At 40.7% G+C, this 17,873-nt stretch carries 11 protein-coding genes; 7 read left to right on the top strand and 4 right to left on the bottom strand.

Features of this window, described 5'->3' with window-relative positions; translation table 11 throughout:
• Nucleotides 1–13 precede the first annotated feature (13 nt).
• Nucleotides 14–901, bottom strand: a complete 888-nt coding sequence (locus BM176_RS30525; protein ID WP_090108199.1) for an RpnC/YadD family protein — start codon at nt 899–901, stop codon at nt 14–16.
• A 622-nt stretch (nt 902–1,523) separates the two neighbouring features.
• The gene (locus BM176_RS30515; RefSeq protein ID WP_177230598.1) at nt 1,524–3,998 is read right to left on the bottom strand and encodes a DUF5686 and carboxypeptidase-like regulatory domain-containing protein; all 2,475 of its coding nucleotides are present in this window, start codon (nt 3,996–3,998) and stop codon (nt 1,524–1,526) included.
• A gap of 607 nt (nt 3,999–4,605) precedes the next feature.
• On the opposite strand from BM176_RS30515, the gene BM176_RS30510 reads away from it, so the two are divergent.
• Entirely contained in the window at nt 4,606–7,551 is a 2,946-nt protein-coding gene (locus tag BM176_RS30510) for a VWA domain-containing protein (RefSeq protein ID WP_090108196.1), read from the top strand.
• 303 nt (nt 7,552–7,854) lie between these two features.
• Here BM176_RS30510 and BM176_RS30505 read toward each other — a convergent pair whose 3' ends face one another.
• The gene (locus tag BM176_RS30505; protein ID WP_090108195.1) at nt 7,855–8,604 is read right to left on the bottom strand and encodes a hypothetical protein; all 750 of its coding nucleotides are present in this window, start codon (nt 8,602–8,604) and stop codon (nt 7,855–7,857) included.
• Nucleotides 8,605–8,824: 220 nt separating this feature from the next.
• On the bottom strand, nt 8,825–9,274 hold the full coding sequence (locus BM176_RS30500) for a winged helix-turn-helix transcriptional regulator (protein ID WP_255373618.1): 450 nt from the start codon (nt 9,272–9,274) through the stop codon (nt 8,825–8,827).
• Between the two features lie 13 nt (nt 9,275–9,287).
• On the opposite strand from BM176_RS30500, the gene BM176_RS30495 reads away from it, so the two are divergent.
• From BM176_RS30495 to BM176_RS30470, 6 genes are all read left to right on the top strand, one after another.
• Complete coding sequence (locus BM176_RS30495; protein ID WP_090108194.1) at nt 9,288–10,169, top strand: NAD(P)H-binding protein; 882 nt, start codon at nt 9,288–9,290, stop codon at nt 10,167–10,169.
• A 267-nt stretch (nt 10,170–10,436) separates the two neighbouring features.
• A complete protein-coding gene (locus BM176_RS30490; RefSeq protein WP_090108193.1) occupies nt 10,437–11,537 on the top strand; it encodes a caspase family protein in 1,101 nt (366 codons plus the stop codon).
• Entirely contained in the window at nt 11,527–13,005 is a 1,479-nt protein-coding gene (locus tag BM176_RS30485) for a hypothetical protein (RefSeq protein ID WP_090108192.1), read from the top strand. The genes BM176_RS30490 and BM176_RS30485 overlap by 11 nt, the downstream gene beginning before the upstream one ends.
• Nucleotides 13,006–13,025: 20 nt before the next feature.
• Nucleotides 13,026–15,542, top strand: coding sequence for a S8 family serine peptidase (locus BM176_RS30480; RefSeq protein WP_090108191.1), 2,517 nt, complete (start codon nt 13,026–13,028; stop codon nt 15,540–15,542).
• A gap of 329 nt (nt 15,543–15,871) precedes the next feature.
• On the top strand, nt 15,872–17,203 hold the full coding sequence (locus tag BM176_RS30475; RefSeq protein ID WP_090108190.1) for an AAA family ATPase: 1,332 nt from the start codon (nt 15,872–15,874) through the stop codon (nt 17,201–17,203).
• Nucleotides 17,187–17,798 carry an RloB family protein gene (locus BM176_RS30470; protein ID WP_090108189.1) on the top strand — a complete coding sequence of 204 codons (612 nt, stop codon included), beginning with the start codon at nt 17,187–17,189 and terminating at the stop codon, nt 17,796–17,798. The genes BM176_RS30475 and BM176_RS30470 overlap by 17 nt, the downstream gene beginning before the upstream one ends.
• The last annotated feature ends 75 nt before the right edge of the window (nt 17,799–17,873 follow it).

The following is a 17,873-nucleotide window of genomic DNA, read 5'->3' as shown; positions in this document are numbered from 1 at the left end:
TGCAGTAAGTCGGTTACTTTCCGGCCTCACTTATAATTTTCTCTACTTCATGAATAGGAATACTTAGCACTTGAGAAATTAATTCTGAAGCAAATCCAAGTTCATTCATCCTGATAGCCGTTTGCTTTTGCGTTTCCACCTCACCTTCCACTTTCCCTTCCATTTTACCTTCTTCTCTTCCTTCCATTTTTCCTTCCTCTCTCCCTTCTCTTCTCCCTACCCTATAAAACACATCTTCTTTTACCTTGAAAAATGTTCTTGTTGATATCATATGCTCTAGTTTAAGTTTAACATTGTCATTACATAATTGCGCTAAGACACGCAGCTGATTATTATGCTTCTCCTCTGCTAAATCCCCATCAGCAGTGGCACGGATCTCCTTCAAAATATTCCCTAAAGCCGTCTCTATATCATCATTTCCGAAGTTAGCTAAAATTGCAAATACTTTTACTTCAGGATCTTCTGATTGCAGAAAAAATTTATAATCAATTTTATTCAACGGAATTATCTTATACCAGAATCTTAAATTCTTGTGCTTAATTGTAGTCTTCATAGTAACGGCGCCCTTCCCTATAAAAATTACAAATTGTTTAACTGGTATACGGTATTTACGATACAGCATCACAGCATATTCCGCCATGCGATATGCCATGTTTTTATCATTCTGAGATTGCCATTCTACATGCAAGATAAACGTACGGTTTTTCCGGTCTGTTATTCTCTTAAGTACATCCGGTTTCCTTTCCTTTGTGTACTGCAGATCATCCGGCATTTCACGGCTTTCAGAAACATCTAAATTCAGGACCCCCTTTATAAAAACAGGCAATACGGATTCCATATTTTCCTTCACAATCTTATCATATTTATTTGCCTGCTTCAGGTCTATAATAATTTCTTCCATTTAACTAAATGAATGATTAACAAATTAGCACCTAATTTTTAAATGGGGAAGCGAGCATGCAATTGGGTAACAAAAAAGAGCAGCGATGATGTTGATCACCAAGCCTGCTCCAAGGTTTTTTCTAATTTTGGTTTCGTTTTACGAATGTAAGGAAATAATAAATTCAATCACAAATTTTTTTGTTAATCTCCGGGTATAAACTATTAATACTCTGGACATACAGTCTCTATTTTAAACAAAAAATAAGTTTTGAGATTACTTAATAAGTAAATATTACAGGCTTCAGATTTTTGGGTAAATATAATGGGTGAGCTGGTGATCCATTCTTTGTGTATTTGATACAATAAGCATTTGGAAACATCGAAATAATCTGGAGATTCCTTTCCAAATAATAACCTCCATTGCCAAAAAAATAGTTACACAGCAGCAATCATTAGACATTATTTCCAAATGTTGATCATTCTCTACTTCAATAGGATCTTCCACACTCATCATAATTACCTGGGTTTCCGTTTTGAAAGCTAAAAGATTACCAACATAAAAACCATCTACAATCGAAATTCAGGACAGCGCCTCAAAATATCAAGTCATTGTCAGCACCTAACCTCCGATGGAAAATTTATTAGAAATCAAGCCTGAAACTTCCAAACACGCCAAACCTTTGTCCACTTTCCTCTGTTAAAGGTGGTGGTGTAAGACGCCATACAAGGTCTATCCGGAAGAATTTAAAAATATTATCTACCCCCGTTCCCACTTCTGTATAAGGCGCCTGTTCCAGTGTACGGAACATATATCCCCGGTTAAAATTCAGTGTCTTATTTCCGGAAGACAGACTTCCCATCACACTTTTGGCAGTCCAGAACTGTCGAAGCTTAAGTTTCTTTATCAGTGGTATGTAATTGAATAATCCTCCACCAAGGTTGTGCATTAGCGAGATACCTGCATACTGATCACTGATGAATTCAAAACGGTTCATCATATTAAATCCATGATCACTGTAATAATAGATCTCATTACCAGGATGAACTGTCAGCAGGTAATATGGCAGGGTACCCCATATTTTTCCTGCATATACATTAAAATCCAGTTTCCCCCACATGCCTAATCGCAGATGATTTTTATAGATACTTGCAGATAATTTATGAAATGCCCTTGCATACTCTCCCTTACCGGCAACACCGATTTCATATCCCATCGTGAAAGCAGGATATTTGCTGCTTATCAGTAACCTGTCAAATTTTCCTTGCACAAAATGCTCTCCCGGTGCATATTGTAGTTTTATTGAGCCGGAAACCGCATCGCTGAGTATAGCATCCTGTATCCCATCCTTCATTATATCAATAACCGGTAATGGCGCAAAAGGATAGTAATGCTGCAGAATACCTTTGAGTTGCACAGAGAACCCTCCGTTCCATTCCTTATAATACTCCAAACGCTTTTCATCCCGCAACAGGAATTTTTGTCTGATACCCGGTTTACGCAACAGCATAACGAAAATATTATCTGTGCCCACTTCCTCTTTTCCTTTATCCTGTATAACCCCATTGTCGAGCTCATGTAAGTAAGTAGCCTGCAGATAAGAACGCGGAGACCTGGATAACAGCCACAATGCGGAAATATGCCCTTTAAAGGCTACATCATCCACGCCATAGGCCAGGTGACCTTTGAAACGCAGATACCGGTTAAAAACGGGGGTAGTGGCAAGATCAACACGTAATCTTTTGCCTTCCAACTGATTCATACTAAACATGCGATATACAGGGCCTATTTCCAATGGTCCGTATTCTTTTTTACCAGTAGCCAGGAATTTTACCGTATTGGTATAAGTGCGGAATAACGGAATAGTTTTAAGTGTATCCATCATTGCGTAGACCATCTGTTCATGTTTGCGAAGAGGCTCCATGCGCAGACTGTCCCAGTGTTTCCGAATATGTTCCTCCGGCCGCAATGCAGTTTCTACTACAGCTTCCTGCGTTTGCCTTGCTATCACACTGGCTATTGCCGGGTTATTGAAAAATATACTGTCATACCATAAGCTCCTGCGTCCTATCAAATGAGGCATCTTTTTGCCGGGGGGATTTATATCCGCTATCATTTTATCTTTTGAGAGGAACCATACACTATCTGTTTGCTGTGTAAATTCCTGTACTACGGACAATCTGCTTATGAAATTGATATTAGCCTCTTTGTCTGCCAGGAGCGAAATCCTGCTGATTGCAAATGAGGTATCATGCACCCAAATTTCTCCGTTAAATACAAGTTCCGCTGGTCTTTTGGGAACAAATCCAATCCGGAAACACCTTTTTCCGCGGATGTATTGAGTATCCAGCAGCTTGTAATTGTAAAAGAAAGGGGCATTGTCATGAACCGGACTCACAAACTGTTTATCGAACAGGGTGATATAGTTATCATACACATTTACCTGCTGATACATACCACCCATGTATTCCTGTATAGTGTTTGTATTGATACCAGATGTACGATGTGCGCTGATAACCTCCTTCTGCTTTGCCGGCGAGCGCTGACGATAAAATGATGAATACGTTTCCGAAAGGAACACCGGCAGAAAAGGCTTTTCATCAGAAGTGCTATCAATATTATTTAATACAAATTCAAATGGTTTCAACCACCTGTTACCGGTAATGTTTTCCTTCCTGAAATTGGCAATATCCACCTCTATCTTGTTATAAATATTACAGGAATAATCTCCGAGTGATGTCATGTTATGCACTGGCTTCTCCCGGATCACTTTACGCAGAATTATCAACGCCGGATTCACGCCGGCATTTACTACAAATTGCTTCATGTTTACCCCTCTTCCCAGTTCAAAGTCTATGACCAGCACCTTTTTATTCCTGTCTATCCGTTTCATCGCAGCCGTGTATCCCAACAAAGAGGCTGTGAGACTATCTGCTGGTAATTCAGCGAACCTTAGTTCAAAATGGCCATTTTCATTCGTACGCGTACCTGTTGCAGTCCCTTTGAAATAAACATTAGCAAACGGCAATGGTTCTTCTGTCTGCAGGTCTTTTACCATGCCGGAGATCATCCATTGAGCACTTAATCCATCTATCCTGGCAAAGATCAGCATCAGCATGAATAAACAATATGGGTTATAACAAAGAATACAGGCTATTCTTTTGGAGTAAAATCCTGATTTCATCATTCGAGTACAGTGACGTCATTTAAACAATACAGGCATCACTGGTAAAACGGAGAATTTATCAGATACCCCTATAGTAAGACTTAAAATGTTCTCATAGTAGAAGAAAATATCTTCATACATTATGAAGGTGGTTTTATAAACAATGACTGCAAAATAATGAAACTTCCCTTTCAAGTGATATCACTTCTTAATGTGTAATAGTGTCTTTATAAAGGATGATAAAAGTCATCCTACGTTCATCCTACGTTTTTAACGTAGGATGAACGTAGGATGTTCGAATCTCTGCTTTATCTCAGCAGGTATTTTTTTTGTTCCATTTAATTCTTTATCGCCGCTGAAGTTAGTATTTGATGATTGCTCAGGCAAATTCAAAATACGTAGTTTTACGCTTGTCAATATTTAAGAAAGTACATAATTTCGAAACTGTTGTTATAAGAAGATTTTTTTGATACCCCAAATAGGAAAAAACTTACTCATTAGCCGGTAAACCCCAGGTTACCGGAAGCCTCTATTATTAATCATTCTTAAATTTGACTATATGTCACATGTAACTGGTACTGTACAACCGTTACCAACCCCTTTAATCATTGGCCCCGATGCAGGTTTACCTACAACTACTTTTCATCCGGATCCCGCACCTGCGCCTGGCGGACTGAAATTCGCCATCCTTCATTTTACAAATGCTATTTTCCCTGCGAATAACAGACTGGAAGTGGATCTGGGTTATGATATGGATGTATTTACAGCTGCCGATGGAACAGACTTCTGGACACGACCAATTAATGTGAGTGCATTTTCAGGCGGCAATATTCCCATCCGCTATATCACAAATGGCGCGCCAAATGGGAGTGTGAATTTAATAGCTTATGGCCGTGGGGAAAGGCATGCCGGTATACAAGATCCTACTGCGCTTTCTAATAGCGATCCCTTTTTACTTGATGCTACATATGTAGAACCTGACTATGATCCATTCTGGTTTTGTACTCCTCCAAATCCCAATTGGGAAAATATACGATGCGAAACAAATACTTCTGATATAAGACGTGTTGTTGCCCGTAGTGTAGGAATGATCATTCATGCAGATCATGATGATCATCTTTCCACCTGCTCGGTTACACTGATTGCGGCAGACCTTATTATTTTTGCGGGACATTGCATTTCAGATGATCCATTGGAAATCGGAAGTGCTTCTGTCATTTTTAATTATGAAACAGAATGTGGCGGTGCACGACCCGTTGGCTATAGCCCGATGTTTTTTAAGGTGAAAAAATTGGTGAAGCATCGCTTTAGTGATCCTCTTTTTCCTGGATTTGACTATTGCGTATTACAATTGAAAACACCACCATCTGGCATTCCGATCCCTCCTATTCAAATGCGGCACGATTTGCCTGGCGTTGGTGAACAGGTATTTGGCGTTCATCATCCCAATGGGGCGGTGAAAAAATTATCAAGACCTCATACTTCCTTTGCTACAATCACCAGCAGTAATACAACCGGCGTTCGTGCAAACCTCGATGTATCAGGTGGCAGCTCCGGTTCCGGATTGTTTGATACGAGTGGCAGAATACTGGGCGTTCTTTCTAACGGTGGTCCCTGTAATCTTAGCTATTTCCCTGTAGCTACTGCTTTACAGGATATTGCAAGCACGGCAACTCCTTCTCCGGCAAGAGATGTGATGATCGTATTTGACCGCTCAGGCAGCATGTCATTATCTGCCGGAACAGGGAAAACAAAAATTCAGGAGGCCAGAGATGCGACCTCCCTGTTTGTACAATTAATCCGCGCGGGAGCTGGCCACAGAATAGGATTGGTATCATTCAGCACTTCTGCGCCGGTTCCACCGGCATCACCTGATTTTGGTGTGACTGCGGTTTCAAGTGGTGCGAAAATGTCGCTTATTGGTCCGGCGCCATTTTCTGCTGGTATCGTTGGAAGCCTGACACCAGGAGGAAACACTACCATTGGTGGTGGTTTACAGGCGGCACATGCCCATTTTCCGGCTCCGGGAAGTAATCAGAGGACGATACTGTTAATGACGGATGGCCTGCAAAATACGCCTCCTATGATTGATACTGTTGAACCTTCGCTTGGTGACACGGACATCAATGTAATAGGTTTTGGGACAGAATCAAGTCTTGATGGAACATTACTCAGCCGTTTATCGGAACGGCACAACGGTATCTATACGAGGGCCGGAGATCCACTTGCACTGAAGAAGTTCTTTGCGATGGCTTTTGGAAATATCTTTGAATCAGGCACGCTGGCAGATCCAAACTACTTTTTGCCGGCATCAGCGGCACAGGCTAAACCGGTTGCGTTTTCTGTGTGCGGAGAAGAGACTATTACAATTGTAGTGGGTTGGGATAAATCAGAATCCCAGTTGTATATAGAACTGATTTCACCAGGCGGTGTTTCTATTAGTCCTGGTACTGCGGGTATTGAAAGCTCCACCGGCAATACATGGACCTTTATGCGGGTAAGCCTACCTCATACAGGTGAACGCGATGGTACCTGGCAGGTAATTGTACACCGTGTATTTGGTGGTGGTGAATTTCCTCCTCCACAGGTGGACCTGAACTATTTCATTAACATCATCGCAAAAGGTGGTCCTATGTTGCGATTCATTGGTGAAAGAAAGAAATACTATACCGGCGATTCCTTTAATCCAATAATGGTACTGCGGTATGATAACGGTACCTTCCCCGAAAATGTATCCATCAAAGTTACTGCTACCCGTCCGGCAGACAGTATCGGAAATGTTTTAAGCAAGGCAAGGCTTCGCAACCCTTCTGCATTGGATGCTGACACGATTCCTGCACGACAGGCAACTATGATAGCTTTGGAAGCAGAAAGCGGTAACCCAATTGTTAAATATACAGATGATACCTTCGATCTGCTGGATGATCCTGCAAATACTGGCGGCGTATTTGAATCTCATGGCATATTGGGCAGGGACCTAAAAGATCTCCTGCGTACAGAAGGGAATTATACTTTTCATGCGTTGGCCAAATATGGCGACGGTTGCATTGCAACAAGGGAATTGATGTGGAGTATTCATGTTGACTGTGGCATTGATGCGTCAAATACAACGATTCAAACCACTGTGATTGCAACATTGCCGGATGGCAAACAGGAAGTAAAAATAACGGTAACGCCTAAAGACAAATACGGTAATAATCTCGGCCCCGGCAGGACAAATGATCTTCCGGTTACAGGTACACCGGGAAGCTCTGTTACAGGAGTTATAGAAGATAATGGTGATGGCACTTATAGTGTAGTAGTGATATGGGATCCTACTTCCGGTACTCAACCAGGCGTTATAATAACACAACCCGGCCGGCCTCCTGTTGTAGCAGGAGTACCATGTCCTCCTCCACCTCCAAAAGAAAATTGTAAAAAGTGGAAGAAGTGGTTTTATCTTTTATTATTACTGCTGCTGTTCTTATTACTTATTGCAGGATACTTGTTGATTAAATTATGCTAGGTTATTCATTGCAACATTAAAGGAGAATGCATATCTACATCACCGAAATAAAAGAACCTGTATCGCGCTTGTGATACAGGTTCTTTTAATTATACAGATCGCTTTGAATTCAAGAGAGATTGTGGTCTGTACCCATTTGACAGTAATTCAATCTGACTTTATCAAGCGTATGAGTTTTAGTTTTTTATTCGACGGTATCAAGCGTAGATCAAATGGGTAAGGCCCATAATTCTCCACCTGAATCCCTCCGATATTCAAACTGCTCCTTTAATCAATTATTTACTGAGCTTGCATTTTACGCTATCATCTCGCAAACAATAATATCAGCTTTATAATCAGTAGTATTATCCCAATAATTCCCCATACCGACAACTGTCCACCACCTGAACTACCCTGTGAAGCTGATATAGCATTGGCCTTCTCATTTGCATTTACCAATGTTTGATACAAATTATCCGCATCATAAGTTGCCTGCGCATCACATTTCAGCTGTCGCAAATTTGTAGCGATGCTCAGTGCCAGCGAAAAATCTTTGCTGATCAGCAATCGCACAGTCGTCATGATCTGTTTACAGAAATCAGTACGGATAGATTGAAAATCCTGTGGCAGATAATTCAGCAAACAGATCGTTATAATACCTGTATGCTCTTCCAGTTCGGAAGGGATAATAGGACCATCCGATTGTATCTGATTGTTGGCAAACTCAAGTTGTTTCAACCTCTTAGCCAGGAACTGTTCAATAGTTGAAAAAGCGCTTTGCTTATGTGCATCATCCAGTAGAAGTGGGTTTGCTGCTATATCGCTTATCAGATTGGTATCCCTGGTTTCAAAACACCGTATCACTGCCGCTGTGTATACAGATTCAAAATAAGGAGAAATGAATGCAAGAAATTTTGGTTCCTTGTAAATCTCTTCTTTAGAGAATTTAGAATTTTTGCGCAACGCTCCCATTTCAAGAAAATAGGATAATGCAGGATCATTACTGATAAAGGAACGAAAAGACTTTTCCTCTTCGGAAGCCCCCGGGCCCCAGGATTGACTGTTGTATTTCATTGGGTATAGAAATGCTTAAAGGGTTGTGGGATAAATGCTGAAATATTGTACCAGCTGCAATATACATTATTTTTAATATGTATTGAGAGAAATGGGTTATAACATTCAATAAAATCCGCATCGGGAAGCACTTTGACTATTAAAAATCAATGATTTGCACTATTAAATCAATTGGGAAAAGGAATCCATCAACAGCTTATACAACCATCGTATACACAACCTATCCCGGAAATTCCTCCAGACTTCTATACCCTCCCATTGGATTTTCATCTGTAGCCCATACAGCCATCGCATACAATACCGGCTTTAAACCCAAACCAGACGATGTAAGAGTGTAAGTAACATATGGAGGAATAACTGGCTTCGCCTCTCTGGAAATCAAATTATCAGCTTCTAATTGCTTTAACTGCTGAATCAATACTTTCTCTGTTATAGCGGGGATTCCTTTTCTCAATTCATTATATCGCTTGCTGCCGGATAACAATTGCAGCAGGATAATGGGTTTCCAATGTCCGCCAATCCTTTCCATTACATATGTAATAGGACAGTCTCTAAAAACTGTCTTCTTATTCTCCTGAATAGTTGAATTTTCTTTCACCAATGTCATAGATACATACTTTAGGGTAAGTACTTGTATAAAAGTAAGTGCAAATATACCTTTGTCAAACATAAAATCAAAATATATGAAAATCACACTCACAGGGTCAATAGGCAATATTAGCAAACCTCTAGCTAAACTATTAATTAGTAATGGACACCAGGTAACGATTATCAGCAGCAACCAGGATAAAACAGCAGAAATTGAAGCATTAGGCGCTAAAGCCGTTATTGGTTCAATAACTGACGTAGCTTTCCTTACAACAGCATTCTCCGGAGCAGATGTAGTATATACTATGATTCCACCGAATTTTGGTGTAACCGGCAGCTACCGGGAATATATGGGAAGTATCGGGAAGAATTATGCAGAAGCAATCAGGAAGTCGGGCGTAAAACGCGTGGTTAATTTAAGCAGCATGGGCGCCCGGAAAGCATTAGAGATAGAGACTTTTGCCGGAGCATATGATGTAGAAAATATACTGAACGCTTTGGAGGGTGTATCTGTAAAACAAATTTGCGCTCCCTACTTCTATTTCAACTTCTATAACAATATTGGAATGATCAAAAACCAGGGATTCCTGGGTGCAAATTATGCCAGCAATACAAGAATGTTAATGGTGCATCCTGAAGATATTTCGACCGCCATTGCCGAAGAAATCCAACAACCTTTTAATGGCAACAGTGTACGATATGTAGTCAGCGATGAACGCACTCCCGGAGAAGTAGCGACTATTTTAGGTACCGCTATCGGTAAGCCGGAACTACCATGGATACAATTCAGTGACGAACAGGCTTTGGGTGGAATGATGCAAGGTGGAATACCTGAAGGAATTGCTTCAATATTTATAAAAACCGGTACTATGCTAAGCAGTGGAAAATTATGGGAAGACTATGATCTAAACAAACCTTCAATTGCAGGTACCAGGAAACTGGAATCCTTCGCAAAAGAATTTGCTGCCAGGTTCTAAGCAAAGGCTTGAAAATTCAATACAGACCTTGTAAACATGGCTCAGAGATTTTGTAATTACATCTCGAAGCCATGTTTTCTTTTTCATATATATATCAATTATACTTGTTCAACTCCTTCCAGTAGTTTAATTTTATATTCAGATACAACACCCCAACACTAATTGTGATTTTAGGATACTAGAGATTGTCATTTTGTAACTGTACACCCCAGATTTCACCATAAATTTACTTATGGAGTGATTCATTATTTTTAAACACCACCCCAAATGAACGACATCTTAACTGCCACGGCTCCCCCCGTTGCTCCCGCTTTTACAGGTATCTGCAAAGAAGCTGTTAACGAAAATATTGCTAAAGGATTACCGGTGAATACACAGGATTATGCCATCATTATTGGTCTAAATCATTACCTGAATCTGAAACCACTGAATGGTCCTATTCCTGATGCATGCAAATTAAGAGACTGGCTTGTAAGTGCCGACGGGGGTAATCTCCTCCCCAATCATTGCCTGCTTATTCCATCTGTAGATAATTGTGTTACGCCGGACCAAACTCATATTGATCTCGCACTCTCTAAACTATTTAACCTGGCTAAAAACGGACAACCCAGACGATTGTACTTCTACTTTTCAGGACATGGCTTCGGGGCTAACTGGGAAGCAAATGGTATGTGTTTGCCCATCTGGTCGGAAGAATTATACAATGCGGCGCTTTCCTCAGAAGCATACCTCGACCTGCTTGTGGAATCAGACATCTTTGAAGAGATTTATTTCTTCATGGATTGCTGCCGCGATCGCAGAATTAATTCCAAACCTCTACCACCAATGTTAGGCACTCCCGGACAACCCGGAGGAAAGTCGATGGCATTAGTGTTATATGCATCGGAATATGAAAACCCTGCGTGGGAAGGCCTTGCAATCGGAAATGGAACGATGAGCGCACATGGCTATTTTTCCCGGGCACTTCTGGAAGCATTGAATGGTGCCGCTGTGAATAGTCATGGAGATATTACTATCGAGAGTTTTATCAGCTGCGTGAAAGAAAAAACAGAGAACTATGCACAGCAAAAAAATCAAAACCAAAGCGTGCGTTATGATATCCGCAATAACAATAAAAGCCTACAGTATGTGCTTTATAAAACCAACCGGATACCAGGGACTGATGTGAGCATCCGGTTTAATACTGCGGCCCATATAAAACTGGATGGCCCTCTGCTGACTGCTATACGGGAAGATGATGTAAAGGCAGGTGATACATGGCAGCTTCGTCTTGAAAAAGGTTTTTACCAGATCTCCGAGATGGCTTCAAAACGTCATGAATTTATCACCATTGATGGTACTACTAAAACTGTGACGTATGATTTCTGATAATCCCTGCAAACTGACTGTCCGCGCTATTGGCATCATGTCGGACTTTGCACACCTGACCGTCTGTAACGGTTTTTTTGAAGATATCGCTAAAGGATACGAATGCCTGGAAGTATGGCTTCCACAGGGAATCTACGGTATTACATTAAAATTGGACGGACATGTAATCAAAGAGAATATTAGATTAGAGGGTGATACCTATCACGAATTTAAAACACCCCCAATCTACTCTTCCCTGGTTGCCGAAAAATTCGAATCATCGCGTGAATATTATACTTCAAATGCAGTACGCTATAGTAAAGAACCTACTGTTAATTCCGGCATCAGTGATGGAGGATCTATCTTCCTGTTTTTCCGTTATACTGATTTCGTCAGCAGCCAGGAATTGAATAAAGAGAGAAGACCGTTGGGAGATGGATTTTCGTTGCTGGATGGTAGTCGTAAGGTGTTATACCGCCTGCTGGGCAATAACATAAAAGAAGATCTTTATAACGGATGGATGGCTTTTAATGCTGTATTATCCGAAGGACTTTACTACCTGCATTACAGTGGTCGCTCTCCTAACCCTGCATGGGAAAACGACCAGGGACTGCCTGCCAGGGAAATACCACTACAGGTGTTTAAAAGTAAAAACAGCTGGCAAACACAGGTGTTCCTCACCTTTGGCAAAGGTCCCATCTTCCCATCCATGAGTATTTTCATTGCCCCTGCTGAGCAGGGATTTAATAATAATGATGAGAGTAATTACAAGATAGATGGTGTTCGTCATAAATTCCACAATGGCGTTTATTATGTACCGGAAAAAGTATTGCGTGAATTTGAGCAGGGACAATGGACATCTCCGATGAAAGGATTACTGGCAGCATACGTATACTTTAACAGCCCGGAAAATACCTATGATAACCTATTCAGGAATATTCTGAAGGACCTCCCTGCTATACTGGGCGAAGAAACACCTGATATCAAAGCATTGCAGGTACTGGCAGCCCAATACTTTAAAGAACCTTTACCAGCAGTTAAAATCAGTGAACCGGGAATGTTCCTGGCAGGTGCAAAAGCAACTATCAAAGCCTCTATCAAACAACCGGATATTATACCGGATGACAGTCCGATGGAAAATATTGCAGACAATCTTTACTGCGATATGGTATGGACTTCTTACCTGCCCGATCCATTACCTTTAGCAGAGATCACAACGGCCAACATCGCTGATGTAATAGAGCGCATTATAGGAAGTGAAACTTCACCGGAAGAAATCGGAAAGAAACTATTAAACTCCCGGACCGTAAGTACACTCCTGTATTACATTGACAAACTGGATAATGATACAGATATTAATGACCTGGCTGGCAGGTTACAGATTCCTCCGAATGTGGTAAGAAAAACAATCAGTCATATTCTTTCTTTCTCAGATAGTATCAAAGACATTCAACAATTTAATATCAGCAAGCTAAAGAACTTACAATAATCATCCCAAAAACGAAACAAATGACACCCCAGAGTTATTCACTACACATCGGCCTGAATGCCGTAAATCCTGATAGTTATGAAGGATGGGACGGACAACTTTTTGCATGTGAGAATGATGCAAAAGTATATAAGTCCATTGCCGAGAATGCAGATTATAAAGCCATCCACACCCTGCTTACAAAAGAGGCTACGTCTGAAAATGTGTTGAAACACCTGGATGATGCTGCCAAAAAACTGCAATCAGGTGATATCCTTTTTCTCACATATTCTGGTCATGGTGGCTCCATCATAGACGTCAATAACGATGATGAGGATGGCTTTGACGAAACCTGGTGTTTATACGACCGGCAATTAATAGACGATGAACTTTTTGAAAGCTTCAGTAAGTTTAATCCTGGTGTACGCATTCTCATCTTTTCTGACAGCTGTCATTCCGGATCTGTTTCTAAAAATGTTGCTCCTATCAAACCAGATACTCCTGTAGATCCCAAAACGTATATGAGAAGTCGCCTGGCTCCTATGAATGTACTGATCCGCACTTATAATAAACATAAGGACCAGTATGACGAGATCCAGGAAAAGGCCACCAAACGTGCAGAAGATATTGGTGCTTATGTGATCCTCTTCGGCGCCTGCCAGGATAATGAAGAAGCGATGGAAGTATGGGGTAATGGTATGTTTACTGCCAAAGTAAAGAAAGTGATGGCAGGAGAAATCAAGAGTTATTCTGATCTCTTTTCTGCCATTAAAAAAGGATTTTCAATAGAGCAACATCCTAATTTATTCCATTATGGGAATAAGGATTACAACTTCCTTTCGCAATCCCCTTTCTGTATTAATGGCAAAAAAGCGGTGATCAATACACCGGAAGCTCCTTCCGTTAAAGAAGATGAAGATGAACTGATCATTTCAAAACAAAGCAAACAACGAGCGCGGGCAAAAGGTGCTGTTCAGTCCAATAAATACGAACTGCAATCCGTTGACAAAGCATCGGGCAAGGCATGGGACAAAGCCTATGAGGCTTATCTCGCGGATCCTGATGTACGATTTGCAGAACCTAATATCAAGTCGCCTTATCTAAAGCCTACGGCCGCCCGTGCGCAGGAAGAGCATACAAATGAATACATGAAGAACTGGCCTCCCCCGGAAGCATCTCCAAATGAATTCATCTGGCATCTGGATGATGAGCATTCCCAGTTGAGGAAAGCATATGACGCCGTTATTGCCAAACATGGAGCTGGTGCGACTGTCCGCATAGGGCATATCGATACCGGTTATATTCCCGGTCATCCTTCCACACCCACTCATCTGCTTACAGACCTGGGTGTGAGTTTTGTAAAGAACGAATTCGGGGAAAACAAAGGGATTGACAAACTGAACTCCGGTTTTCCAGCAGAACAGGATGGCCACGGTTGTGCCACTCTCGCACTGCTGGCAGGAAAGGAAATCAGCGACACAGATTCTTACGCAGGATACAAAGGCTTATTTGGCGCCGTACCTTTTGCAGAGGTTATTCCCATCCGCATCTGCGAGACTGTCTTCAATCTTTTTAATGCCAATGATGTAGCTGATGGTATCGATTATGCAGTAAATTATGGGTGTGAAGTCATAACAATGTCGATGGCCGGATACCCCACCAAGCGTGTAGCTGAGGCAGTGAACAGAGCATATGAGAATGGCGTGATCGTAGTCACCGCTGCTGGTAATAACTTCAAAAGTGGTATTGCCAAATTAACACCTAAAGCAGTACTTTATCCTGCACGTTTCGAAAGAGTAATTGCAGCAACAGGCGCCTGTTATAATCATGAGCCATATGACCTTGACGTGAACCCCTGGTTCCGTTCCCGCTCTGCCGGTGGAGAACTCATGCAGGGCAACTGGGGGCCATCAAGTGCCATGCAGAAAGCTATTGCCGCCTATACTCCCAATGTAGCCTGGGCCTCACAAGATGAGGAATTCCGCTTCCTCCGTTCCGGTGGTGGCACCTCTTCAGCAACTCCTCAAGTGGCAGCGACAGCTGCGCTATGGATAGCGTATAACCGTGATAATCTTCAGAGTATCAAAGGTACCTGGAAAGTAGTAGAAGCGGCAAGAAGCGCCATTTTCAATACTGCGAATAAAACGTATCCATCTTACCGGAAGTATTATGGCAATGGTATCATCCGTGCCTTCGATGCATTGACAGCATTCGATTTCGATAAGGTAACAGAATTACAACCTTCAGCAAAAGCAAAAGTCGGGTTTACCGGACTGGGAGATTTTTTCAGCGGATGGTTCAGAAGCAGGGCAGCTGATGATAATAAAGATGTACATGATTATGAAGGATTGAAAGAAATGGTATCGCTGGAATTATTACAACTCATGCACAAAGATCCGAACCTCATGCCTTATGCGGAAGAGCTGGACCTGGAGAAAGATGAAACATCGGCTTACTTTGCTGCAGCAGGTACGAAGAAGGCTTTTGCAGAGAAAGTGCTGGAGTCTGAATATGCGTCGGATTTTATAAAGGATCTGATGAAAGGGATTCTGGGATAAAGGAAATACGGATGTTGCAAGTGATTGTAACATCCGTATTTATTTATGATTTACTCTTAGATAATTGCTATATCTCTATTAATGTTTTTTATATCGTTTAAATAATAACTACTTCAACACTATCCATTTCACCCGGTACCTATTCCCTTAATATTCCATTTCACTTTGATGCGCTTTATTCCTTAAAACACCTCTTTTAAGGAATTATTTATCCCAACGAGTTCTGAAAGATTAAAATGATCGGCAAGGAACCTTACTACAAAGAACGTGTTTTTCCCACTTTTTATTCCTTATATTTGTAACCGACTTTCATTTTAGCTCACAAAATCATGATAATAAGCTTTTCTATAAAGAATTTCCGTAATGTAAAAGACAAGGTTACTTTATCCTTCGAGCCTGAAAGCTCCAAAGATCTAGAGGGTTATTACATCACTGAACCTATTCCCGGGCTGAGGTTGCTTAAACTTGGCTTAATCTACGGTCCTAATGGTTCTGGAAAAACTACCATACTGAAAGGGCTAGAGTTCTTACGCCAATTGATTATTAACCCGGCATCCCAAAAACAGGAATTATTGGAATTCAGTCCATTTTTATTCGATGAGCAAACACCAACACAAGAATCCGGTTTTGAGCTAACATTTGTTCATAAACAAACGAAATACTATTACGAAGTTACTTTTACTAAAGAGGCTATCATATATGAACACCTTGATTTTTACTCCCCTAAAAAATCTTTGGTGTATGAACGGAGCACGGACAAAGAAAAACAGCTCTCTAAAATTAAGTTTGGACCTAAAGCCAAAATTAATAAAGCTCATGAAGCCACGCTGGAAGCCAATACGCTATGGAATAATACTGTGTTGGGAGGTTTTTTAAAAACCAATATAGATTCTGATGAATTGAGAAATGTGACAGACTGGTTTCTTAGGGTGATGCGAAATATGATCACCCCAGAAACAGATTTGAGTTTTTCCATAACCCAAGGGTTAGAATCAAGTGATATCAATAAGAAAAACATCATTCAGTTTCTAAAAAAAGCAGACTTCAATATCAGCGATATTGCACTGAAAAAAAAGGTAATAGAGTATAGTGAAGAAGTTCGTGATTTAATAAAAAGTATTAATAAAGTTGTTTATTCTAAACTTCCTAATCCAGAAGGTATTGAAGATAAAGATAGTACAGAACGAATAGAAGTACACTTTCAGCACTCAATTTTAGTCGGAACTAAAGAATCCAGATATAATCTTCCATATACTGAAGAATCCGAAGGAACCCAGCGTTATTTCCAGCTTAGCGGACTACTTGACCAAATGCTGCGTAAACAAAACGTGATAATGATTGATGAGTTAGAATCTTCATTACATCCGGATTTGCTAAAACATTTCCTTTTACTCTTCTTAGTGAATGTAAAAGATTCACAGGTTATAGCCACTACACATTACCGGGAACTCCTGATGGAAAGGGATATCCTACGGGACGATGTGTTATGGTTTACAGAAAAAGGTCAAAACGGCAGCATGGAACTATACTCACTCAGCGATTTCGATTCCAGTGTTGTACGTGATACCACATCCATTTTCAATGCCTATAAATCCGGAAAACTGGGAGCTGTACCTCAATTGAGTGATTATTACTTAAACACGAATGATGGCGAGGAATAACACTACAAAAAGGGGGCTGGGAAGGAAAACATTTGCAATTATAGTAGACGGTGAAACTGAACTCTGGTATCTGCAGATGCTTCGAAGACATGAAGCTTTGCCTGGTATATCTATACAACCTGAACTTCCAAAAAAGAAAACCCTTGCCGAACAATTTGAAACAGTAAAATCAAATGCAAAGATTTATGACCATTCAATCTGGGTCATAGACCTTGATGTAGTTATTGCTGAAAACACTGTTGATGAGCTCAAAACCTATTTAGAGGAAGTAAAGGAAAACAAGAAAATTAATATATTGATCAATACTCCATGCCTGGAATTTTGGTTCTTAATGCATGTAAAAGATACAGGGAAATATTATCCCTTATGTGCTCCGGTAGGCAATGAACTAACAAAAAGTGATCCTTTGAAGGATTATGCAAAAACTGAAAGATATTTCGTCAGGACTAACCCTGACATCTATAAAAGACTAAGGCCCTACTTAAAAACAGGAATAGCAAATGCCATAAAACGTGGTGATTTTGATATTGAAGACCCTCAGAAAGCTAAAAGTGAAATGTATAAATTGTTTGAAATTCTGGGTATAAAATTATAGTGATACGACACCCCAGGCGTCACTATGTATCACGCCTGAATTTCATTCAATCAATATGCTGATATGTTGATCCTC

Origin of the sequence: Chitinophaga sp. CF118 (assembly GCF_900112615.1) — a bacterium.
Lineage (GTDB): Bacteria > Bacteroidota > Bacteroidia > Chitinophagales > Chitinophagaceae > Chitinophaga.
This window is presented reverse-complemented; position numbering and strand designations above follow the sequence as displayed.